Genomic DNA, 21845 nt, shown 5'->3' on the forward strand with positions numbered 1-21845 from the left:
AGCGCACCGCGGTGCGACGCGGTGTGCGGATGGGTCCGGGGCCTTACCTGGAGGGCGGCGCGCGGGCGCCGAGAGCGGTGCCCGGCTCGTGGGTGAGCGGCGCGACGGCGGGCGCGGGCGGGTCTTCCGCATGCGCGTCCGGTGGTCGCGGCGCGGCGATCGGCGGCAGGTCCGCGACCGGCAGCGGAGTGGCCGTGACGTGCGGCAACGGTTCCGCCGCGAGGGCGGCGATGCCGTCCGGCACGGGTGGGTGCGGGTGGTTCTCCGGCGTCGTCGGCGTGACGAGGCTGAGCAGCAGCAGCGCCAGGACGAGGAGGGCGCGGACGGACCGGTGCCGGGAAGGTGATCCCAGCTTCCGCCGCACGGTACTCCCCTCGACATCGGTCCGGTATGTCCAGTATACCAGACAGTAGAGTCCACAGTGGACTGATCGACCTCGGGTGTTCCGCGCCACAACAGGGAATGCGGATGCGATCTCCGGTGTTCGGTGTTGCCGGGTGGATCCGGTCGAGTGGAGGCGGTTTGAGCACGACAGCGGTCACGGCACCGGTGAAGACCAGGCCCGGAACCCTGCGGTACGCGCTGATCCTCGGCGGGCTGTCGGCGTTCGCGCCGCTGTCGATCGACATGTACCTGCCCGCGCTCCCCCGGATGGCGGACGACCTGCACAGCTCCGCGCCGACGCTGCAGCTGACGCTGACCGCGTTCATCATCGGGCTGGCGCTCGGGCAGCTGATCGCCGGGCCGCTGTCCGACTCGCTCGGCCGCCGCCGTCCGCTGCTGGCCGGGCTGGTGCTCTACGCCGTCGCGTCGGTCCTGTGCGCGGTGAGCCCGACCGCGGAACTGCTGGTCGCGGGGCGGTCGGTGCAGGCGCTGGGCGCGGCGGCCGGGATGGTGATCGCGCGGGCGTGCGTGCGCGACCTGTTCGCCGGCACCGCGATGACGAAGTTCTTCTCGATGTTGATGCTGGTCAGCGGTCTCGCGCCGATCCTGGCGCCGGTGATCGGCGGGCAGGTGCTGCGGCTGACGTCGTGGCGCGGGGTGTTCGTGGTGCTGGCCGTGTTCGGCGCGCTGCTGCTGGTGGCCGCGGCGGTGGCGATGCCCGAGACGCTGCCGACGCAGCGCCGCCGCCCGGCCCGGATCGGCTCGACGCTGCGCGGGTACGGGGTGCTGCTGCGGGACCGGTCGTTCGTCGGGTACGCGCTGTCGGCCGGGCTGATGTTCGCCGGGCTGTTCGCCTACATCTCCGCGTCGTCGTTCGTGCTGCAGGAGCTGTACGGGCTGAGCCCGCAGGAGTACAGCCTGGTGTTCGGCGCGAACGGGCTGGGGATCGTGATCGCCGGGCAGGTCAACGGGCGGATCGTGGGCCGGGTGGCCGAGCGGACGCTGCTGACGGTCGGCCTGTGCGCCTCGGCCGTCGGTGGGATCGGGGTGCTGGCGGCGGCGGTGGCGGGGCTGCCGCTGGGGGTGCTGCTGGTGCCGCTGCTGGTGATGGTGTCGAGCATCGGGCTGGTCATGCCGAACGCGTCGTCGCTGGCGCTGGCCGAGCACCCGCACAACGCCGGGGCGGCGTCCGCGCTGCTCGGGGTGATGCAGTTCGTGGTCGGCGGGCTGGCCACCCCGCTGGTGAGCATGGGCGACGAGGCGAGCGCGGTGCCGATGGGGGCGGTGATGGCGTCGTTCGCCGTGGTGGCGCTGGTGGTGTTCGCGACGCTGACCCGCAGGCGGACGGCCTGACACCGGGCCGCCCGGTTCGGGCGGCCCGGCGCGCCCCTCAGCGGGCGACGGTCTTGACGACGCCGCCGTTGTACTCGAAGTCGATGCCGCCGCCGCACTCGACGTGCTTGCCGTTCTTGAAGTAGACGGTGATGTTGCCCTTGCACTCGAACGCCTGGAAGCCGGTCCAGGTGCGGGTGCCCGGCTGCAGGCAGAGCGCGTCCTTGCCGGGGCGGCGGATGTAGCCGGAGTAGCCCGGGCCGCAGGTGGTGACGATGTCCTGGTCGGCCACCACCGCCGAGGCAGGCGCGGGGGTGGCCGACGCCGTCGCGGGCAGGGCCGCCGCGGTCGTGGCGATGGCCGCGAGCAGGAGGGTGCGCATGTCGTGGCCTTTCAGTAGCAGCGGGCGGAGGAGATGGCGTAGGTGTAGTTGTTGGACAGGTTCGAGGTCACGTCGAACGCGATCTCGTAGCCGATCGGCGGCTCGCCGAACACGTCGGTTCGCACGGTGTGCTCCTTGCCCGGCGCGATGACGCCCTTCCACAGCTGCTTCTTCCACTTCACGTCCCGGATCACCAGCGCCAGGCCGCGGAAGTCGTGGTTGTGGACCTTGATGTGGATGACCTGGTCGGCCAGCACCCGGGCGGTGGTGGTCTGGCCGCCCATGAGCGAGCCGCCTGCGCACACCTTCTCCGCGGCCGACGCCTGCGGTGCCACGAGCAACGGGAGCGCCGCCGCGAGGGGCAGCGCGGCGGCCAGCGTCCTGATCGATTTCCGCATCCGGGATCTCCTTCGTCGGGTGTTACTGGCGCCGACGCTAGAGAGGTCTGGACCACCGGCGGAAGATCCGCACCGGCCACCCCGCGTCCGGTGGCCAAATCCGGATGTCCACGCAGGTCAGCGCTTTGGCCACCGGGGTGGGTGGCCAACTCAGCCGGCCACCCGGACGAAGAAGTACGCCGCGTGGGCGCCGGGCAGGAGCAGCCGGCCCGCGCGGTCGGTCATCTTGAAGTACACCTGGCAGTACCCAGGCTCGTCCGGCGCACGCACCTCGACCGAGACGCGCACGGACTGGCCGGGCGGTGTCTCCGGCACGGGCACGACCGCGGGCGTCTGGCAACCGTCGCCGGGGCCGAAGCCGGCCTCGCGGCGCAGGGCGCGGTCCACCCACGGCACGGTGCCGGTGTTGCGGAACTCCCACGTCTTGACGAACCGCGCGCCGGTCGGCACCACGGTGCCGTCGGGCACGGTCACGTCCGCGATGAACTCGGACGCGTCGCCGGGGATCAGCGGCGGGAGGGTGGCGGCCTGCGTGGTCACGGGCTCCGGCGTGCGCAGCACCGCGACCCCGGCGACGACGCCGATCGCCAGCACGACGGTCGCCGCGGCGGCGAGGACCACCAGGCGACCCCGGCGGCGCGGGGCGGGCGACCGTTTCGCCGCGCCGTCACGGACCCGTTCCCAGTCGGCGCGCCAGCGGGCCCGGACCTCGTCCTCGTGCTCGCCGAGCACCCCGACGGCGAGCACGCGCACGAACTCCCAGGTGGTGTCCCAGGACGGCAGCCGCTGCCCGCGCGCGGCGGCCGAGAGGGCGGACTTCGAGGCGAGCGCGCCCAGCTCGGTGCGCATCCGGTCGTAGGAGGGATCACCCGCCGAGCGCTTGAGGGCCCACAACCGGTGCGCGAACGCGGCCACCGGACCGGCCGCCGGATCCGGACAGCTGGCGACCCGGCCCCGCCTGGCCCCTTCGTTGATCACGAGGATCGAGGGTATTGGCGCATTGCTCCGATCGGGTGCATCCGGGGGCCAGGTTCAGCCGAGCAGGTGGCTCTCGCGCAGGGGCGGCGCGCTCGGTTGAGCCGGTCGCGGGGGCCGGGCAGCTGGCGCCCCAGGGCCCCTCGTTGATCACAAGGACCGAGGGGGTGCACCCCCGCCCAGGGTCAGCCGACCACCTGGCTCTCGTGCAGATGTGCCACCAGTTCGTCGCGGGGTGGGCCCGCTGGGGGTGGTGGTTCGAGGCTGGCCAGGATGCGCGCGATGCGCTCGTGCAGGGCGTGGTCCTCGTCGAACGTCGTGACCCGGTCCAGTCGCCCGATTCGCCGGATGGTGCGTCGCAGCACCAGGTCGTCGTGCGGGGCAACGGCCTGGTTCGGCGGCGACCGCGCGGCGCAGTGCCCATTCGACGAGCGGGCGGCGCGCCCACCGGTAGACCAGGTCTTCGTCGCCCGGTTCGCGGGTGCCGTGCAGCTTCCCACTCGGCCAGCAGCTTCCGGCCGCGGGGGCCCGGAACAACGCGTTCCTCACCCGGGCGGCAGTGGGATGCCGAGAAGGGCGCCACGCCGGCCGGGCTCGCGGAGATCGTGCGAGCTACCCGGCGGTGATCGACCACTACGGGCGGCCTCACCCGAGCGCGGCCAGGTCTCCCTCGCGCAGCTGGTCCGCCGTCACCGTCGTCTCGCCGTCGACCAGTGCCTTCAGCGTGTCGCCGTCGTCCCACATGTTCACGTTCATCGCCGCCGTGACGTGGCCGTTCCGCAGCCAGAACGCGGTGAACTCGCGCTTGCCCAGGTCGCCGCGGACCACCAGTTCGTCCCGCTCCGGGTCGGCCAGGCCGCGGTACTCGCAACCGAGGTCGTACTGGTCGGTGAAGAAGTACGGCGTGCGCGTGTACTGCTCCTGCCCGCCGGCCAGGTTCGCCGCCACGTGCGCTCCCTGGTTCTTCGCGTTCGCCCAGTGCTCGACGCGCACGCGGCGCCCGTAGCGCGGGTGCCACTGCGCCGCGATGTCGCCCGCCGCGTACACGCCCGGCGCCGCCGTGCGCAGGGACGCGTCCACGGCCACGCCACCCGAGTCGGCCAGCTCCAGCCCGGCCGCGTGTACCAGGCCGACCCGGGGCGCGGCGCCGACGGCGACCAGCACCACGTCCGCGGGCAGCTCGCTACCGTCGGCCAGCCGCACGCCCGCGACCCCGCTCGGACCACCGGTGACCCGCTCGATCCCGCTGCCCAGCCGCCACCGCACGCCGTGCTCGGTGTGCAGCTCGGCGAACACCTCGCTGATCTCCGGCCCGAGCGCCCACAGCGGCCCGGGCAGCACGTCCACCATCGTGACCTCGGCGCCGTGGTGCCGCGCCGCCGCCGCGGCCTCCGTCCCGATCCAGCCGGTGCCGATCACCACCACCCGCGGCGAGCCGGTGAACGCCGACCGCAGGGCGAGCGCGTCGTCGAGGGTGCGCAGCGTGTAGACGCCGGGCAGGTCCACCCCGGGCACCGGCAGCGTCCGCGGATGCGACCCGGTCGCCAGCAGCAGCCGGTCGTAGGAGTGCCGCCCGCCGCGCGCGTCCAGCACCGCCCGCGCCCCCAGTTCGATCCGGGTCGCGCTGGTGCCGGAGCGCAGGTCGATGCCGTTCTGCGCGTAGAAGTCCGCGTCCCGCACCCAGTCCGGCTCGTCGCCCTCGCCCAGGAGGATCCGCTTCGACAACGGCGGCAGCTCGTAGGGCCGGTGCGCCTCCGCGCCGAGGACCACCACGTCGCCGTCGTAACCGTTCTCGCGCAGGGCCGCCGCGGCCGACGCACCGGCCAGCCCGGCGCCGACGATCAGGATCCGCTTCGGCTCGGACATGGGCCGCTCCTCATCCGTGTGATCCGTGCCACCCGACGCTACTGCGGACACTTTTTCCGCGCCACCGCGTCACGCCCGCCCCGCTGCGCCGTCCCTCTGTCACCCGCAACACCACCGAAGGAAGGCGACGGACGTGGCGGCTCGAGACGAATGGTCGATCAGCTGCCGGGACCTGGCCGGCAGGCGGCGTGACCTGACGGTGTTCGTGAGCAGCGGACGGGTGGTCCTGGTGGCTCCACCGGGCGAAGCCGCGGTGCTCGAACCGCTGGACGTCGGCCGGCTGCGCGCGGCACTGCGCGACGCGGTCGTCGTGGTCGGCGAACGGTCCCAGTAGTCACTCCAGATCCGCGACGGCCGCGGCGACGTCCACCGGCGGCACCGGCTGGGCCCGCTCGCACACCGTGAACGCGGCCGCGCAGTAGTCGTCCACGCGCTCGACCAGACCACCCCGGTCGGCGCCGATCTGCTGCAGCGTCACCCGCAGGTCCGTGCTGAACATGATCGGATCGAGCACGTGCCAGCGGTAGAACCCGACGTACTTCGGGATCGGGCCGCGGCCGGACACCTCCAGCGGCGCACCCGCGTACAGCCCGGCGTGCGGGCCCATCCCCCACGCCGAACCCACGTAGTCCTCCAGCCCGGTCCCGCAGATCGTGGGGTACTCGCGGTCCCCGTCGCGGTAGATCTTCACCTCGCCCTCGCCGTACCACTGGCCGCCGTCGATCGGCCGCACCCCGCCGACCCAGCCGAGGAACCGGCCCGGGCCGCGCAACCCCTCGGTCACCACGAAGTCCCGCTTCGACACCGTCGGGTTCTCGCGGCGGAAACCCACGTGCAACCGCCCCGACGGGGATTCGCCGAGGGTGTAGTCGATCTGGAAGTACAGGACGATCGGGTCCGGGTTGCCGTTGACCAGGTCGACGCGGATGCGCTCGCCGAAGGCCATCGGCAGGTAGCTGTTGAAGCCGCGGGCCTCCGGCATGCTGGTCAGCGCGCTGGAGTAGGCGACCGGGCGGCCGTGCGGTGAGCCGAAGAAGTCCAGGCACGGCACCGAGACGCTGGGGTAGGACAGGCCGCCGTAGCGGACTTCGAGGTGGACGGCTCGCATGCGGGCCGGCCGGTCCGGCGGGAACGTCATCCAGATGTGCCGGATCGTGCCCGGCCCGGCGAGGTCGGCGAGGGTGACGCGCTCACCGCCCTCGATGACCCGGCTGGGGGCGCCCTTGCGGCCGCCGCCGGCCCGGCCGCCCGCGCCGCGCTCGCCGGTCGGGTTCTCGAAGGTGACCGCCCGCGAGTCGAGCACGGGCGTGACGCGGGTCAGATCCGTGACGTCGAACACCCTGCCAAGGTAAGCACGGTCCGTACCGTTTGCCTAACTTGTAGGTTAGCCTAACCTCTATGACCCAGACCGTGGATCTTGTCGCCGAGCCGACCACCAGCACCCGGCTGCACGGTGACGGCCTGACGTTGGGGTACGACGGACGGGTCGTCGCCGAAGATCTCTCGGTCACCATTCCGGACCGGTCGTTCACCGTGATCGTCGGGCCGAACGCGTGCGGCAAGTCCACGCTGCTGCGGGCGCTGAGCCGGCTGCTGAAGCCGCGGCAGGGCATGGTCTACCTGGACGGCGAGGTCATCACGTCGCTGCCGGCCAAGCAGGTCGCGCGCAAGCTGGGGCTGCTGCCGCAGAGCTCGATCGCGCCGGACGGCATCACGGTGGCCGACCTGGTGTCCCGCGGCCGGTACCCGCACCAGCGGCTGCTGCGGCAGTGGTCGCGCGAGGACGCCGAGGTGGTCGAGCGCTCGATGGCCGCCACCGGCGTGACCGAGCTGGCCGACCGCATGGTGGACGAGCTGTCCGGCGGGCAGCGGCAGCGCGTGTGGCTGGCGATGGCGCTGGCGCAGGAGACCGAGCTGCTCCTGCTCGACGAGCCGACCACGTTCCTGGACATCGCGCACCAGATGGACATCCTCGACCTGTGCGCGCAGCTGCACGCCGAGCAGGGCCGCACGCTGGTCGCGGTGCTGCACGACCTCAACCACGCGGCCCGCTACGCCACGCACCTGATCGCCATGCGCGGCGGTGAGGTGCTCGCGACCGGCACGCCGGAGGAGGTCGTGACCGCCGAGCGCGTCGAGGAGATCTTCGACCTGCCGTGCTCGGTCATCCCGGACCCGGAAACCGGAACTCCGTTGGTCATCCCGAAGGCCCGCCGGTAGTTTCGGCTCTTGTGAGCCAGGACGTGTGGAGCGCGGTCGACGACTACGTCGGCCGGACGCTCATCCCAGCCGACCCGGTGCTCGACGACGTGCGGGCCGCCACGGCCGACGCCGGGCTGCCGCCGATCGCGGTGTCCCCGCCCCAGGGCAAGCTGCTGCACCTGCTGGCGCGGATGCACGGCGCCCGCTCGATCCTGGAGATCGGCACGCTCGGCGGGTACAGCACGATCTGGCTGGCGCGGGCGCTGCCGCCGGACGGCAGGCTGGTGACGCTGGAGGCGGACCGCAAGCACGCGCAGGTGGCGGAGAACAACCTCGACGCGGCGGGGTTCGGCGAGATCGTCGAGGTGAAGGTCGGCAAGGCGCTGGACACGCTGCCGTCCGTCGAGGGGCCGTTCGACCTGATCTTCATCGACGCGGACAAGCCGAACAACCCCGAGTACTTCCGGTGGGCGCTGCGGTTGTCGCGGCCGGGCTCGGTGATCATCGTGGACAACGTGGTGCGGGACGGCGCGCTCGCCGACGCCGGCAGCACGGACCCCGCGATCGTCGCCACGCGGGAGATGCACGAGCTGATCGCCGCCGAGCCGCGGGTGGAGGCGACCGTGGTGCAGACGGTGGGCTCGAAGGGTTACGACGGGTTCACGCTCGCGCTGGTGACGCGGTGATCGACAAGGTCGCCTGGCTGCGGGTGGAGGACGGCCGCGTGCTGGCGGCGCGTTCGCACGGCAAGTCGGCGTGGTACCTGCCGGGCGGCAAGCGCGAGCCGGGCGAGAGCGACGTGGCGACGCTGGTGCGGGAGGTCGCCGAGGAGCTGGCGGTGTCGATCGACCCGGCGACCGCCGTGCACACCGCGACGATCGAGGCGCCCGCCGACGGGCAGGCGCAGCTGCTGCGGATGACCTGCTACACGGCCGACTACCAGGGCACCATCACGCCCTCGGCCGAGGTCGCGGAGGTGGCCTGGCTCGGCTACGCCGACCGCCACCGCGGCTCCCGCGCGTTCCAGCAGGTGTTCGAGGAGCTGCGCCGCCGCGGGGACCTCACCGCGTAGCCGGCTCCGGCGACATCACCTCGCGCCAGATGTCCGCGGGCAGGGTGGCGCCGGTCAGGGGCACGCCCTGCCAGTCCGTGCGGGGGCGTTCCTCGTCGCCGCCGACCCACACCACCGTGGCCATCGACGCGCTCGCGCCGGCCATCCACGCGTCGGACGTGCCGTACTCGCCCGGGGCCGCGTCAGCCTGCAGAACGGCCTCGCGCGGCAGGGCGGGCACCGGCGGCGTGTCCCAGCGCCACACCACCTCGTCGCCGCGGCGCACCTCGGCCACGAAGTGCGGCGTGACCCGCAGACCGCCGTTCGCGAAGGTCGCGTGCACGCCCGCCAGGTCCAGCGGCCGCAACCGGTAGGTGCCCTCGGCGATCGAGGACGCGATGTGCACCCCGTCCGGCGCCGTCAGCGTCCGCGTGCCGTCCAGGAACTCCGGGATCCCGGCGTCGTAGGCGGTCTGCCGGATCTTCGGCCCGGTCACGACGGGCGGATCATCCGCACGGGCGCGGAACTCCGCCACGCGCACGACCGGCCGGAACGCCGTGCCCGGACGGCGCGGGGTCACGGCGTAGTCCGTGACACCCCAGTTCCCGCCGGCGTAGGCGGCCACCCCGCCGTCGCCCGGCGACACGGACACCACCGCCGCCCGCAGCTCCGCGGGCTCTCCCGTGAGCCGGTCCCGCGCCGCCCGCTCGGCGCGGCCCTGGGCGGCCCGGTCGAGGGTAGTGCGCACGGCCAGTCCCTCCCGGCGCAGCCGTGTCAGCGGCCACCCCTGCGCCTCCAGCTCGGTGAGCACCTGCTGGCGGATGTGGGAGTCGCTGTAGGAGCTCCGCCCGGCGCGCGTCTCGTGCGGATCGAGGACCCGCGGGTACGTCATCGTGGACCGTTCGGCCGCCGACACGTACCCGCGCTCGGCGAGCTTGTTCGCCGCGTAGGTCCAGCGTCGCGCGGCCTGCTCGGGACCGGCGGTCGCCGGGTCGTGCCCGTACGGCGCCTGCAGCAGGCCGGCCAGGAACGCGGCCTCGCTCCAGGAGATGTCGGCGAGCGGTTTGCCGAAGTACGCCTGCGCGGCGGCCGCCGGACCGTGCGTGTTGCGGCCGAAGGAGATGATGTTGACGTAGCTTTCGAAGATCTGTTCCTTGCTCTGCCGGTCGGTGATCTTCGTCGCCAGCACCAGCTCCTTGAACTTGCGGAACAGGGTCGCGTCGTCCTCGCCGGTGGAGTTCTTGACGTACTGCTGGGTGATGCCCGACCCGCCGCCGACGCCGGTGACCATCGCACGCGCGATGCCGGTCGGCTCGAACCCGCCGTTGGTCCAGAACGTGGGGTCCTCGACAGCGACGATCGCGTCGACCAGCTTGCGCGGGATCAGCGCGTAGGGCGTGAACGTGCGGTCACCGTCCGGCGGCACGACCCGCATCAGCTCGCCGCCGTCCGCGTACTGGATCACCACGGTCTTGTCGAGGTCGGCCAGCACCTCCTGCGGGCTGCGCACGTCCCACACCAGGTACCCGATCGCGAACGCGATCGCCGGGACGCCGACGAAGAGCCCGGTCAGGACGTACGCGACCCGCCGGGCCCGCCGCCACCACCGCCTGCGTTGCTTCTCCACGCACTACAGACGTCTGTTGGTGATCTTTCGTTGCGCGGGTCAGTCCCGCTGGTAGAACGGCAGCGGAACCACCTCGACCGGCTCGACCCGGCCGCGGATGTCGACGGCCAGCTTCGTGCCCGGCTCGCTCAGCGCGACCGGCACGTAGGCCATCGCCACCGGGTAGCCCAGCGTCGGCGACAGCGCGCCGCTGGTCACCTCGCCCACCGGCTCCTCGCCGGAGAGCACGCGGTAGCCGTGCCGCGGCGCCCGCCGGCCGCCACCGCGCAGGCCCACCAGCACCTCGGACGGCTCCTGCCGGCCCGCCAGCGCCGCCTTGCCGACGAAGTCCGGCTTGTCGAGCTTGACCACGCGGCCCAGGTTCGCCTCGAACGGCGACCGCTGCGTCGACAACTCGTTGCCGTACAACGGCATGCCCGCCTCCAGCCGCAGCGTGTCGCGGCAGGCGAGCCCGGCGGGCACCAGCCCGTGCGGCTGTCCGGCGTCGGTCAGCAGGTGCCACACCGACGTCGCCTCCTCAGCCGGGACGTACAGCTCGAAGCCGTCCTCGCCGGTGTAGCCGGTGCGTGCGAGCAGCACCTCGTGGCCCTTCACGGTCGCCGGCACGCTCGCGTAGTACTTCAGGCTCGCCAGGTCGGCGTCGGTGACCGCGCCGACCACGTCCACCGCCTTCGGGCCCTGCACCGCGATCAGCGCGACCTCGGCCGAGCGGTCGGTGACCCGCGCGTCGAAGCGGGACGCGCGCTCGGTCAGCTCGGCGGCCACGGTCGGCGCGTTGCCGGCGTTGGCGACCACGAGGAACTTCTCGTCCGCCAGCCGGTACACCACGAGGTCGTCGATGACCCCGCCCGCGTTGTCGCAGATCATCGTGTAGCGGGCGCGGCCGGGCTTGACCGCGGACAGCTTGCCGACGAACGCGTAGTCCAGCGCGTCGGCGGCCTGCGGGCCGGTCACCTCGATCTCGCCCATGTGCGAGAGGTCGAACAGCCCGGCCGTCTCGCGCACCGCGCGGTGCTCGGCCAGCTCGCTGCCGTACCGCACCGGCATCTCCCAGCCGGCGAAGTCGGTGAACAGCGCGCCCAGTCCCTTGTGGACGGAATGCAGTGCGGTCCGCATGATCAGCTCCCGTAGGCTTCGATGGACGGGCACGAGCAGACGAGGTTGCGGTCACCGTGGGCGCCGTCGATGCGCCGGACCGGGGACCAGTACTTGTTCTTCGGCGAGACCCCGCCCGGGTAGACCGCGGTCTTGCGGTCGTAGGGCAGGTCCCAGTCGCCGGTGAGCATCTCGGCGGTGTGCGGCGCGTTGCGCAGCGGGCTCCGCTCGATCTCCCACCGGCCCTCGGCGACGTCCTCGATCTCCCGCCGGATGGCGATCATCGCGTCGCAGAACCGGTCCAGCTCGCTGACGTCCTCGCTCTCGGTCGGCTCGACCATCAGCGTCCCGGCGACCGGGAACGACATGGTCGGCGCGTGGAAGCCGTAGTCGACCAGGCGCTTGGCGACGTCGTCGACGGTCACGCCGGTGCGCTTGGTCAGCGCGCGCAGGTCGAGGATGCACTCGTGGGCCACCAGGCCGGTGCGCCCGGTGTAGAGCACCGGGTAGTGCGGGGACAGCCGCGCGGCGACGTAGTTCGCGGCGAGCACGGCGACCTTGGTGGCGCTGGTCAGCCCGGCGCCGCCCATCATGCGGATGTAGGCCCACGAGATGGGCAGGATCGACGCGGACCCGAACGGCGCCGCCGAGATCGGGCCGACGCCGGTGGCCGGGCCCGCGCCGTCGGCGAGCGGGTGGTTGGGCAGGTAGGGCGCGAGGTGCGCGCGCACCGCGACCGGGCCGACGCCGGGGCCGCCGCCGCCGTGCGGGATGCAGAACGTCTTGTGCAGGTTCAGGTGCGACACGTCGCCGCCGAACTCACCCGGCTTGGCCAGGCCCAGCAGCGCGTTGAGGTTCGCACCGTCGACGTAGACCTGCCCGCCGGCCTCGTGCACGACGCGGGCGATCTCGCCGATGCCCTCCTCGTACACGCCGTGCGTGGAGGGGTAGGTCACCATGATCGCGGACAACGCGTCGCGGTGCTGCTCGGCCTTGGCGCGCAGGTCGTCCAGGTCGACGTCACCGTTGTCGTTGCAGGCGACCACCACCACGCGCATCCCGGCGAGCACCGCGGACGCGGCGTTGGTGCCGTGCGCCGACGACGGGATCAGGCACACGTCGCGCTCCGGCTGGCCGTTGGCGCGGTGGTAGGCGCGGATGGCGAGCAGCCCGGCCAGCTCGCCCTGGCTGCCGGCGTTGGGCTGCAGGGACACCTCGTCGTAGCCGGTGACCTCGGCGAGCCAGCCGCACAGCTGGTCGATCAGCTCGCGGTAGCCGGCCGCGTCCCCGGCCGGGGCGAACGGGTGCAGGCCGGCGAACTCCGGCCAGCTGATCGGCTCCATCTCGGCGGTCGCGTTGAGCTTCATGGTGCACGAGCCGAGCGGGATCATGCCGCGGTCCAGCGCGTAGTCCTGATCGGACAGACGGCGCAGGTAGCGCAGCATCGCGGTCTCGGAGCGGTGGCTGTGGAACACCTCGTGGGTCAGGAACTCGCTGGTGCGCGCCAGCCCGGTGGGCAGCGCGGTGCGGCCGTCCGCGATGCCCGGCGCGGCGCCGAACGCCCGCAGCACGCGGTCCACGATCTCGGGGGTGGTGACCTCGTCGCAGGCGATCCGCACGTGGTCGTCGTCCACGCGGCCGAGGTTGATACCCGACTCGCGCGCCGCGGCGACCACGGCGGCGGCCCGGCCCGGCACCCGCGTGAGCACGGTGTCGAAGAAGCCCTCGTGCACGACCTCCACACCCGCGGTCCGCAGCGCTTCGGCCAGCCCGGCGGCCAGCCCGTGGACCCGCCGCGCGATCTCCGTGAGCCCCTCCGGCCCGTGGTAGACGGCGTACATCGCGGCCAGCACCGCGGGCAGCACCTGGGCGGTGCAGATGTTCGAGGTCGCCTTCTCGCGGCGGATGTGCTGCTCACGAGTCTGCAGCGCGAGCCGGTAGGCGGTGTTGCCGTCCGCGTCCACCGAGACGCCGACCAGGCGGCCGGGCAGCGACCGCTCCAGGCCCTTGCGCACCGACAGGTACCCGGCGTGCGGGCCGCCGTAGCCGAGCGGGACGCCGAAGCGCTGGGTGGTGCCGGCGGCGATGTCGGCACCGAACTCGCCGGGCGCGGTGACCAGCGTCAGCGCCAGCAGGTCCGCGGCCACGGTGTAGAGCGCGCCCGCGTCCTTGGCGACCTTGCCGATCGCCTCGTAGAAGCCCCGGCCGCGCAGCACGCCGGACGCGCCGGGGTACTGCACGACGACACCGAAGAAGTCCTCCGGCAGCCCGGTGCCCAGGTCCCGCACGTCGACCTCGATGCCGACCGCCTCGGCCCGCGTCCGCACCACCGCGATGGTCTGCGGCAGGCACTCGGCGTCCAGCACGACGCGCGACGACTTCGCCTTCGACGCGCGGCGCATGAGCAGGACGGCCTCGGCGACCGCGGTGGACTCGTCGAGCAGGGAGGCGTTGGCGATGTCCAGGCCGGTCAGGTTCGAGACCATCGTCTGGAAGTTGAGCAGCGCCTCCAGCCGCCCCTGCGAGATCTCCGGCTGGTACGGCGTGTACGCGGTGTACCAGGCCGGGTTCTCCAGCACGTTGCGGCGGATCACCGGCGGGGTGACGGTGTCGCTGAAGCCGAGGCCGATCATCTGGGTCATCGGGCGGTTCTTCGCCGCCAGCGCCCGCAGCTGCGCGGTCGCCTCCTGCTCGGAGGCCGGCGGCAGGTCCAGCCCGCCCGCGGTGCGGATCGACGCCGGGACAGCGGCCTCGACCAGCGCGTCCAGGCTCCCGAACCCGCACTCGGCGAGCATCTTGGCCTGTTCGTGCTCGGAAGGTCCGATGTGGCGATCGGCGAAGGACATCGGGAGCTCCTCATCTACGGGTGCGGGAACTCCCCCTCTGTCATCGGCACCTGAGAGTTTCACCGCGCTCGCGGCTTTCACCTTGGGTGAGACGCGATGCGCGCGCCTGCTTTCCAGAGTGGCCTGGCGCGGAGCGGTAACTGGTACCTGAGAGATTGGCGGGGAAGTTGCTCCTTCGGCGCCCCAGCTGACCTGGGGACTCTCCCGCTCCGGCTCGTGACGGCCTGCTGTTCAGTTGTCCGGCTTCAGTCTACAGCGGGGTAACGTACGCGCCCGAGATACCGCCGTCCACCAGGAACTGCGACGCCGTGATGAACGACGCATCGTCGCTGGCCAGGAAGGCCACGGCGGCGGCGATCTCCTCCGGCTCGGCGAAGCGGCCCAGCGGCACGTGCACCAGGCGCCGCGCGGCCCGCTCCGGGTCCTTGGCGAACAGCTCACGCAGCAGCGGCGTGTTCACCGGACCGGGGCACAGGGCGTTGACGCGGATGCCCTCGCGGGCGAACTGCACGCCCAGCTCGCGGGTCATCGCCAGGACCCCGCCCTTGGACGCGGTGTAGGAGATCTGCGAGGTCGCCGCGCCCATCACCGCCACGAAGGAGGCGGTGTTGACGATCGAGCCCTTCCCCTGCCGCCGCATGTGCGGGATGGCGTACTTGCAGCACAGGTACACCGAGGTCAGGTTGACCTGCTGGACCTTCTGCCAGGCATCCAGGCCGGTGGTGAGGATCGAGTCGTCCTCCGGCGGGGAGATACCGGCGTTGTTGAACGCGACGTCGAGCGAGCCGAAGCGGTCCACCGCGGCCTGGAACAGGGCCTCGACCTGCTCCTCGCTGGTGACGTCGGTGGCGACGAACTCGCCGCCGACCTCGTCCGCGGCGGCCTTGCCGGCCTCGGCGTCGATGTCGGCGATCACCACCTTCGCGCCCTCGCTCGCCAGGCGGCGGGCGGTGGCCAGGCCGATCCCGCTGCCGCCGCCGGTGATCACGACGACCCGGCCGTCGAACCGCTGCATCCCTGTTCCTCCGTACTCCTCGGGTGGACCGGTCACCGGCACGCGGCGACCAGGGCCGCGAACAACCGGACTTCCTGCGTGTCCTGTTCCGGGTGCCACTGCACGCCGACCACGAAGCCCGCGCCCGGCACCTCCACGGCCTCGACCGTGCCGTCCGCGGCCCAGCCGACGGCCCGCAGGCCGTCGCCGAGCCGGTCGACGGCCTGGTGGTGGTAGCACTGGCACTTGGTCTGCGCGCCGAGGATCGCGGCGACGCGGCTGCCCGCGGCGAGCGTGACGTGCGTCGGGCCGTAGACGCCCGGGGACGGCTGGTGCTCGGTGTGGCCGACGCGGTCCGGCAGGTGCTGGATCAGGCTGCCGCCCAGCGCGACGTTGAGGACCTGCATGCCGCGGCACACGCCGAGCACCGGCAGGCCGCGGTCGAGGGCGGCGCGCGCGAGGGCGAACTCGAAGGCGTCCCGCTCGGGGCGGGTCACCGTCTTGTCCTGCGGCTGCTGCCCGTAGCGCGCGGGGTCGACGTCGGCGCCGCCGGAGAGGACCAGCGCGTCCACGGCGGACAGGACGTCGCTGTCCCCTGCCGGGAGCAGGACGGGAATTCCGCCCGCCTGCTTGACCGAGTCCACATAGGAACGCGGGAGCAGGGCTGCCTCGGTGTGCCAGACGCCCCAGCTCGCCTTCTCGGTGTAGGTGGTGAGGCCGATGATGGGCTCAGAGGCGTTCGAAGCCACGCTGGCGCTCCCAGTCGGTGACGGCGGCGTCGAAGGCGGCGAGCTCGACCCGGGCCGCGTTGAGGTAGTGCTCGACGACGTCCTCGCCGAACGCCGCGCGGGCCACCTTGCTGTCGGACAGCAGCTCCGCCGCCTCGCGCAGCGTGGCCGGGACCCTCGGCTTGTCCGAGTGGTAGGCGTTGCCGGCGAACTCGTCCTCCAGCGGCAGCTCGTTCTCGATGCCGTGCAGGCCGGCGGCGATGAGCGCGGCGACGGCGAGGTAGGGGTTGACGTCGCCGCCCGGCACCCGGTTCTCCACCCGCAGCGACGGCCCGTGCCCGACGACGCGCAGCGCGCAGGTGCGGTTGTCGGTGCCCCACGCGACGGCGGTCGGCGCGAAACTGCCGGGCACGAAACGCTTGTAGGAGTTGATGTTCGGCGCGAGGAAGTAGGTCAGCTCGCGCAGGCAGGCCAGCTGCCCGGCGATGAAGTGCCGCATCAGCGTCGGGTCTTCGGCGAACACCGGCGTGCCGTCCGTGCCGCGCAGGCTGAGGTGGATGTGGCAGGAGTTGCCCTCGCGCTCGTTGTACTTCGCCATGAAGGTGAGGCTGCGGCCGGTCTGGGCGGCGATCTCCTTCGCGCCGGTCTTGTAGATGCTGTGGTTGTCGCAGGTGCGCAGGGCCTCGTCGAAGCGGAACGCGATCTCGTGCTGGCCAGGGTTGCACTCGCCCTTGGCGGACTCGACGTACATGCCGGCGCCGGCCATGTCGTTGCGGATGCGGCGCAGCAACGGTTCCAGCCGCGCGGTGCCGAGCATCGAGTAGTCCACATTGTACTGGTTGGCGGGCTCGAGGTCGCGGTAGCCGCGGCGCCAGGCCTGCTCGTAGGTGTCGTCGAAGACGATGAACTCCAGCTCGGTGCCGACGTAGGCGGCGAGGTTCCGCTGCGCCAGCCGGTCGAGCTGGCCGCGCAGGACCTGCCGCGGGGAGGCGGTGACCTCGCCGCCCTCGACGCGTTCGACGTCGCACAGGACGAGCGCGGTCCCCTCGTGCCAGGGCACGCGGCGCAGCGTGGACAGGTCGGGGCGCAGCACGAAGTCGCCGTAACCGCTTTCCCAGGAGGAGATCGCGTAGCCGTCGACGGTGTTCATGTCCACGTCGACGGCGAGCAGGTAGTTGCAGGCTTCGGTGGCGTGGGTGACGACCTCGTTGAGGAAGTACTCGGTCGAGCAGCGTTTGCCCTGGAGACGGCCCTGCATGTCGGTCATCGCGACGAGGACGGTGTCCACGGTGCCCTCCTCGGCCAGTTCCCGGAGCCGGCCGAGGGTGAGCATGCCCTTGTTCATGGGTCAAACCTTTGGGGGCGGGCGGTGCGCTGTCAAGCGAGCGCGCGGAGGAGCCGCACGTACGGGCTCCAGCGGGCGGGACGGGCGACCGTGCCGGTGGCCTCCCGCTCGGCGCGGTCGAGGAGGTCCTCGAGCGCGGCGTCGTGCGCCGGACGCCAGAAGAGCGGGTACGTGAGCATCGCCGAGCGCCGTAGCCGGACCACGATGACGTGCCGCAACTCGCTCGTGCCGTCCGGGCCGGGCCGGACGCTGAACTCGTGGTAGCCGTCGAAACCACGCGGACGCAGGAACCGGCACCGGAGCAGGCGGCCGGGTACGTGGTCTTCGACGCGGTAGCGGACCGGGCCGTGGCCGCCGACCGCGCCCGGGGTGAGGTCGAGCCGCATCGGGGGCCAGTACCGCGGCCACAGGCGGTCGTGCGCGCCGCCGAGCGAGTCGAGCAGCTCCCCGATCACCGCCTGGTCGGCCCGGATCCGTCGCGCATGCAGGTTGACCACCATGTATTGGAGAGTAGTCTCTAGAAGCGTGGGCAGGCCACCTCGTTTTCCCGTCGACGATCTGCTGGACGCTGCCCTCCAGCTGTTCGCCGCCGGCGGGACCGAGGCGGTGACCATGTCGGCCCTGGCGCGTGCGGTGGGGGCGCCGAGCGGGTCGGTGTACCACCGGTTCTCCGGCCGTCCGGCGTTGCTGGCCGCGTTGTGGCTGCGGACGGTGCGGCGGTTCCAGAGCGACTACCGCGCGGTCCTGGGCGACGAGCCGTCGGTGGCGGACGTGGTCGAGGCGACGGCTTCGGTGGTGCGCTGGTGCCGCTCGAACCCCGCGGCGGCGCAGGTGCTGTACGCGGGCAAGCGGGCGCTGGGGTTCGACACGTGGTCGGCGGAGGACCGGGCGGCGGCCGACCGGACGGACGCCGACCTCGACGGCATCCTGCGGACCGCGCTGCGGCCGGTGCGTGCGGCGACCGGGCTGGGCACCGACGAGCTGTTGCTGGTGCTGATCGATCTGCCGTACGCGGCCGTGCGGCGGTATCTGGCGCAGGGGCGGCCGCCGCCGGTTTCCGCCGCGGGGCTGGTGGCCCGGGCCGCTCGCACGTTGTTGACCGGCGAAGGGAAGAACGATGGCTGACGTGATCGACGTGTGGATGCAGCAGCCGAACCAGCGTTTCATGGACCAGCCGTGGCTGGAGACGCTGCTGCGGTGGACGGACATGTCGCGCCGGGTGCCGCGGCTGTCGGCGACGCTCGACGCGATGGACGAGGCCGGGGTGCGGGTCGGGCTGCTGTCGGCGTGGCACGGGCCGGGCGGGGCGCTGATCACGAACGACGAGGTGGCCGACGTGGTGTCGGCGCACCCGGACCGGTTCGCCGGGCTGGCGTCGGTGGATCTCACGGATCCGGTGCGGGCGGTGCGGGAGGTCCGGCGGTGCGTGCGGAACGGGTTCGTCGGGGTGCGGGTGGTGCCGTGGCTGTGGAACCTGCCGCCGAACGACCGGCGCTACTACCCGGTGTACGTGGCGTGTGTGGAGGAGGACGTGCCGTTCTGCACGCAGATCGGGCACACCGGGCCGCTGTGCCCGTCGGAGCCGGGGCGGCCGATCCCGTACCTGGACGAGGTGCTGCTGGACTTCCCGGAGCTGGTCGTGGTGGGCGGGCACGTGGGCTACCCGTGGCTGGCGGAGGTCCTGTCCCTGGCGACGAAGTACCCGAACTTCTACGTGGACACCTCGGCCTACGCGGTGCACCGGCTGCCCGCGGAGCTGGTGGAGTTCATGCGGGGACGCGGCCGGACGCGGGTGCTGTTCGGCAGCAACTACCCGATGCTGACCCCGGCCCAGGCCCTCAAGCGACTGCCCGACCTGGAGCTGGGAGCGACCCCGGAGGACCTGTTCCTGAGCGGCAACGCCCGGCGGGTGTTCGCGCTGCCGAATTAGTACGCGGGTGCGAGGGCCGGGTTACGGCCGGTGCGGGCTGCCCGCACCGCGCACTGACCCGGCCAGCCCCCTACTACCCACTCCCGCCACCACCGACCCGCCAACTCACCGTGCTCTCGCGCTACCGCACAGCCCCACGTGCACTGAGCCCCGCCAGACACAACCGGCACCCCACTGCCCCCACTCCGTAGCGGCGCCACTGGCCCGCCCAGCCCTGCGCTAACGAACCCGCACGTGCAGTGAGCCCCGCCAGACCGAACTCGGCCAGCACCCGCACTACCCACTCCCCTCCCCCCACTGGGCTCGTGCTGCCGAGATGGCCCGTGCGGTGTCCGAGGTCAGCTTGCGGTGGGCAGCGCCTCGCGCTGGGTGGAGAGCAGCCGGCGAATCTCGCGGACGGCTGCGCGGCCCGCGCGGTTCGCGCCGATCGTGCTCGCGGAAGGGCCGTATCCGACCAGGTGCAGGCGCGGCTCAGCGGCTACGCGGGTGCCCTCCATGCGGATGCCGCCGCCGGGTTCACGCAGGTGCAGCGGAGCCAGGTGGTCCAGGGCGGCGCGGAAACCGGTCGCCCAGAGGATCACGTCCACGCGCTGTTCACTGCCGTCCGGCCACACCACGCCCGTCGGGGTGATGTGGTCGAACATCGGCTTGCGGTCGAGGATTCCGCGGGCCTCGGCGTCGCGCACCTGGGGCGTCCGCATCAGGCCGGTCACGCTGACCACGCTCGCCGGCGGCAGGCCCGCCCGGACCCGGCGCTCGACCTTCGCCACGGCTTCGCGGCCCAGTTCGGGGCCGAATTCGACGTCCTTGAACACCGGCGGGCGGCGGGTGACCCACGTGGTGCCGCTCGCGAGGTCCGCGATCTCGATCAGCAGCTGCACGGCCGACGTCCCGCCGCCGACGACCAGGACGTGCCGGCCGCGGAACTCCTCTGCGCTGCGGTAGTCGGCGGTGTGCAGCTGGCGTCCGGTGAACGTCTCCTGGCCGGGGTAGTGCGGCCAGAACGGGCGGGTCCAGGTGCCGGTCGCGTTGATCACGGCGCGGGCGGCCCAGCTGTCGCCGGCGCTCTCGACGAGGAGCCGCTCACCCTCGTCCCGCACGGCTGCCACCTCGACCGGGCGCCGGACCGGCAGGTCGAACGCGCGCTCGTAGCGGTCGAAGTATTCGGCGACGACCTCCGAGGCCATCCGGTGCTCGTCCTGCTCGGCGAAGGCCATGCCGGGGAGGTCGTGGAACTTGTGGACCTTGTCCAACCGCAGCGACGGCCACCGGTGCCGCCACGCGCCGCCCGGCCCCGCGTTCTGGTCGAGGACGACGAACTCCAGACCGGCCCGCCGGAGGAAGTAGGCGGCCGACAGCCCAGCCTGCCCCGCCCCGATCACCACGACGTCGGTTTCGCTGCGCACACCGGGTACAACCGCCCGGACGGCACGCCACTTCCCGAGCGTGGCACGCAGCACGTCCGGCACACGACGCAGAGACGCGAAACGCACAGCCCTCGCGAGACGGGAGGCACGGAGCGCGGAGCGAGACGGACGCGCGGTGGCGCAGTGGCGCGAGGCGCACGGGGTTTGCGCGGCGCCGGGGCGCGGGAGGGCGCGGCGCCAAGGGCGCGGGGCTCGCGCAGAGCGCGGGGCTCGCGCGGACGGCGAGGCGGGAGGCGCGCGGTGCGGAGGCGCGCGGGGTGCGGAGGCGCGCGGGGTGCGGAGGCGCGCGGTGCGGGGGCGCGAGGCATGCGAAGCGCGAAGCGGGACGCGCGGAACGCGCGGCAAGCGCGGAACGCGGGGGCGCGCCAGGCCGGGGGGTGGGCAGTCATGCAGGGCGGGCAGGCGCGCCGAGCGTTCAGGTGTGCGTGCGGCCGCGTCTTGGGCTGCCTGGGGCGTGGACCGCCCCTGGTGTACCCGCGGGGCGCGCCGAGCGGGTGTGGGCCCGCTCGGCGCGGGCGGCGGGTCAGCGGCGGCGGATCAGCCGCACGATCGCCACGATGCCGAGCACCGCGGCGACCCCGGCGAGCACTGGGGCCAGGCGTTTGGTGACGGAGCTGCCCGCGTACTCGAAGAGGTCGATCGCCTCGGCTTCTTGTGGCTGGGGCTTGACCGTTTCGAGCTTGGGCTTGTCCGGGGCCGGCTCGGTGGTCACCCCGGACTCGGCCGGCTTCTCCTCCGCCGCCGGGGTCGCGGGGGCCTCCGGCGTGCCGAGGCGGTCGGCCAGGTTGGCGGCGAACTGGTCCAGGATCTTGCCGCCGACCTCGGAGATCATGCCGCGGCCGAACTGCGCCGGGCGGCCGGTGACGTTCAGGTCCGTGGCCACGGTGCCCTTGGTGCCGCCGTTGTCCTCGGCCAGCGTCACCGTCACGGTCGCCGCCGCGGTGCCGGCGCCGCGGGAGTCCTTGCCGGAGGCCTTGATCACGATCTTGCGGGCCTGCTCGTCGGTCTCCAGGAACTCGCCGGAGCCCTTGTACAGCAGGGAGATCGGCCCCAGCTTCACCTTGACCGTGCCGGTGAACGTCTCACCCTCGACCTTGGTCAGGGTCGCGCCCGGCATGCAGGGGGCAACGCGTTCCGGGTCGGTGACCGCCTTCCACACCTCTGCTGGCGGGGCCGGAACGGTGAATTCATGGTCGAGCCGCACGGGCCGACCTCCCTTCTCCAGAAAGCTGCAAGTCCCTCGGAGCCACCTTAGTGCCGGAA

Annotated in this window: 23 protein-coding genes and 1 riboswitch; of the genes, 7 read left to right on the forward strand and 16 right to left on the reverse strand. The window is 72.7% G+C overall.

The window, feature by feature from the left end:
• Positions 1–43: 43 nt before the first annotated feature.
• Complete coding sequence (locus L1857_RS29740; RefSeq protein WP_094004097.1) at positions 44–364, reverse strand: hypothetical protein; 321 nt, start codon at positions 362–364, stop codon at positions 44–46.
• 158 nt (positions 365–522) lie between these two features.
• Here L1857_RS29740 and L1857_RS29745 point away from each other — a divergent pair, with 158 nt between their 5' ends.
• Positions 523–1737 (forward strand): Bcr/CflA family multidrug efflux MFS transporter, encoded by a 1215-nt coding sequence (locus tag L1857_RS29745; RefSeq protein WP_249466955.1) that lies wholly within the window; start codon positions 523–525, stop codon positions 1735–1737.
• A gap of 37 nt (positions 1738–1774) precedes the next feature.
• Here the strand turns inward: L1857_RS29745 and L1857_RS29750 are convergent, their stop codons facing one another.
• From L1857_RS29750 to L1857_RS29770, 5 genes are all read right to left on the reverse strand, one after another.
• Positions 1775–2098, reverse strand: coding sequence for a hypothetical protein (locus tag L1857_RS29750; RefSeq protein ID WP_116114060.1), 324 nt, complete (start codon positions 2096–2098; stop codon positions 1775–1777).
• 11 nt (positions 2099–2109) lie between these two features.
• Positions 2110–2496, reverse strand: coding sequence for a hypothetical protein (locus L1857_RS29755; RefSeq protein ID WP_094004094.1), 387 nt, complete (start codon positions 2494–2496; stop codon positions 2110–2112).
• Positions 2497–2646: 150 nt separating this feature from the next.
• The gene (locus tag L1857_RS29760) at positions 2647–3474 is read right to left on the reverse strand and encodes an NBR1-Ig-like domain-containing protein (RefSeq protein WP_249466958.1); all 828 of its coding nucleotides are present in this window, start codon (positions 3472–3474) and stop codon (positions 2647–2649) included.
• Between the two features lie 182 nt (positions 3475–3656).
• Positions 3657–3836: a hypothetical protein gene (locus L1857_RS29765; RefSeq protein WP_240323394.1), complete on the reverse strand. Its 180-nt coding sequence runs from the start codon at positions 3834–3836 to the stop codon at positions 3657–3659.
• Between the two features lie 280 nt (positions 3837–4116).
• Positions 4117–5337: an NAD(P)/FAD-dependent oxidoreductase gene (locus tag L1857_RS29770; RefSeq protein ID WP_116114055.1), complete on the reverse strand. Its 1221-nt coding sequence runs from the start codon at positions 5335–5337 to the stop codon at positions 4117–4119.
• Positions 5338–5470: 133 nt separating this feature from the next.
• Between L1857_RS29770 and L1857_RS29775 the strand changes: the two genes are divergently transcribed.
• Positions 5471–5671: a hypothetical protein gene (locus L1857_RS29775; protein WP_017984299.1), complete on the forward strand. Its 201-nt coding sequence runs from the start codon at positions 5471–5473 to the stop codon at positions 5669–5671.
• On the opposite strand, the gene L1857_RS29780 is transcribed toward L1857_RS29775, so the two are convergent.
• Complete coding sequence (locus tag L1857_RS29780; protein WP_094004092.1) at positions 5672–6676, reverse strand: glycoside hydrolase family 172 protein; 1005 nt, start codon at positions 6674–6676, stop codon at positions 5672–5674.
• A gap of 59 nt (positions 6677–6735) precedes the next feature.
• Between L1857_RS29780 and L1857_RS29785 the strand changes: the two genes are divergently transcribed.
• From L1857_RS29785 to L1857_RS29795, 3 genes are read left to right on the forward strand one after another with little or no spacing between them, the layout of a single operon-like run.
• Positions 6736–7557: an ABC transporter ATP-binding protein gene (locus L1857_RS29785; RefSeq protein WP_094004091.1), complete on the forward strand. Its 822-nt coding sequence runs from the start codon at positions 6736–6738 to the stop codon at positions 7555–7557.
• Positions 7558–7568: 11 nt separating this feature from the next.
• Positions 7569–8225 (forward strand): O-methyltransferase, encoded by a 657-nt coding sequence (locus L1857_RS29790; RefSeq protein WP_094004090.1) that lies wholly within the window; start codon positions 7569–7571, stop codon positions 8223–8225.
• Positions 8222–8611: an NUDIX hydrolase gene (locus tag L1857_RS29795; protein ID WP_094004089.1), complete on the forward strand. Its 390-nt coding sequence runs from the start codon at positions 8222–8224 to the stop codon at positions 8609–8611. Before L1857_RS29790 ends, L1857_RS29795 begins: the two co-directional genes overlap by 4 nt.
• Here the strand turns inward: L1857_RS29795 and L1857_RS29800 are convergent.
• The 7 genes from L1857_RS29800 to L1857_RS29830 all read right to left on the reverse strand — a co-directional run bounded on the left by L1857_RS29800 (position 8601) and on the right by L1857_RS29830 (position 17725).
• Positions 8601–10217, reverse strand: coding sequence for a transglycosylase domain-containing protein (locus L1857_RS29800; protein WP_116114047.1), 1617 nt, complete (start codon positions 10215–10217; stop codon positions 8601–8603). The two genes, L1857_RS29795 and L1857_RS29800, sit on opposite strands and share 11 nt — an antisense overlap.
• A gap of 39 nt (positions 10218–10256) precedes the next feature.
• Positions 10257–11333, reverse strand: coding sequence for a glycine cleavage system aminomethyltransferase GcvT (gcvT, locus tag L1857_RS29805; RefSeq protein WP_429728026.1), 1077 nt, complete (start codon positions 11331–11333; stop codon positions 10257–10259).
• 2 nt (positions 11334–11335) lie between these two features.
• Positions 11336–14158: an aminomethyl-transferring glycine dehydrogenase gene (gene gcvP / locus L1857_RS29810; RefSeq protein ID WP_116114044.1), complete on the reverse strand. Its 2823-nt coding sequence runs from the start codon at positions 14156–14158 to the stop codon at positions 11336–11338.
• 124 nt (positions 14159–14282) lie between these two features.
• Positions 14283–14375, reverse strand: a riboswitch (glycine riboswitch).
• Positions 14376–14408: 33 nt separating this feature from the next.
• Positions 14409–15173, reverse strand: a complete 765-nt coding sequence (locus L1857_RS29815) for a 3-oxoacyl-ACP reductase (RefSeq protein ID WP_094004086.1) — start codon at positions 15171–15173, stop codon at positions 14409–14411.
• A 32-nt stretch (positions 15174–15205) separates the two neighbouring features.
• On the reverse strand, positions 15206–15901 hold the full coding sequence (locus L1857_RS29820) for a gamma-glutamyl-gamma-aminobutyrate hydrolase family protein (protein WP_116114041.1): 696 nt from the start codon (positions 15899–15901) through the stop codon (positions 15206–15208).
• Positions 15882–17213, reverse strand: coding sequence for a glutamine synthetase family protein (locus L1857_RS29825; RefSeq protein ID WP_429728434.1), 1332 nt, complete (start codon positions 17211–17213; stop codon positions 15882–15884). Before L1857_RS29825 ends, L1857_RS29820 begins: the two co-directional genes overlap by 20 nt.
• 44 nt (positions 17214–17257) lie before the next feature.
• Positions 17258–17725, reverse strand: coding sequence for a hypothetical protein (locus L1857_RS29830; protein ID WP_094004083.1), 468 nt, complete (start codon positions 17723–17725; stop codon positions 17258–17260).
• Between the two features lie 25 nt (positions 17726–17750).
• Here L1857_RS29830 and L1857_RS29835 point away from each other — a divergent pair, with 25 nt between their 5' ends.
• Both L1857_RS29835 and L1857_RS29840 read left to right on the forward strand, forming a co-directional pair.
• Positions 17751–18350 carry a TetR/AcrR family transcriptional regulator gene (locus tag L1857_RS29835; protein WP_249466961.1) on the forward strand — a complete coding sequence of 200 codons (600 nt, stop codon included), beginning with the start codon at positions 17751–17753 and terminating at the stop codon, positions 18348–18350.
• A complete protein-coding gene (locus tag L1857_RS29840; protein ID WP_116114033.1) occupies positions 18343–19155 on the forward strand; it encodes an amidohydrolase family protein in 813 nt (270 codons plus the stop codon). Before L1857_RS29835 ends, L1857_RS29840 begins: the two co-directional genes overlap by 8 nt.
• 338 nt (positions 19156–19493) lie before the next feature.
• Here L1857_RS29840 and L1857_RS29845 read toward each other — a convergent pair whose 3' ends face one another.
• The gene (locus L1857_RS29845; protein WP_116114030.1) at positions 19494–20561 is read right to left on the reverse strand and encodes an FAD-dependent oxidoreductase; all 1068 of its coding nucleotides are present in this window, start codon (positions 20559–20561) and stop codon (positions 19494–19496) included.
• Between the two features lie 544 nt (positions 20562–21105).
• On the reverse strand, positions 21106–21786 hold the full coding sequence (locus tag L1857_RS29850; protein ID WP_116110683.1) for an SRPBCC family protein: 681 nt from the start codon (positions 21784–21786) through the stop codon (positions 21106–21108).
• Between the last annotated feature and the right edge of the window lie 59 nt (positions 21787–21845).

Origin of the sequence: Amycolatopsis thermalba, from assembly GCF_023376025.1 — a bacterium.
Taxonomy (GTDB): Bacteria; Actinomycetota; Actinomycetes; order Mycobacteriales; family Pseudonocardiaceae; genus Amycolatopsis_E; species Amycolatopsis_E thermalba.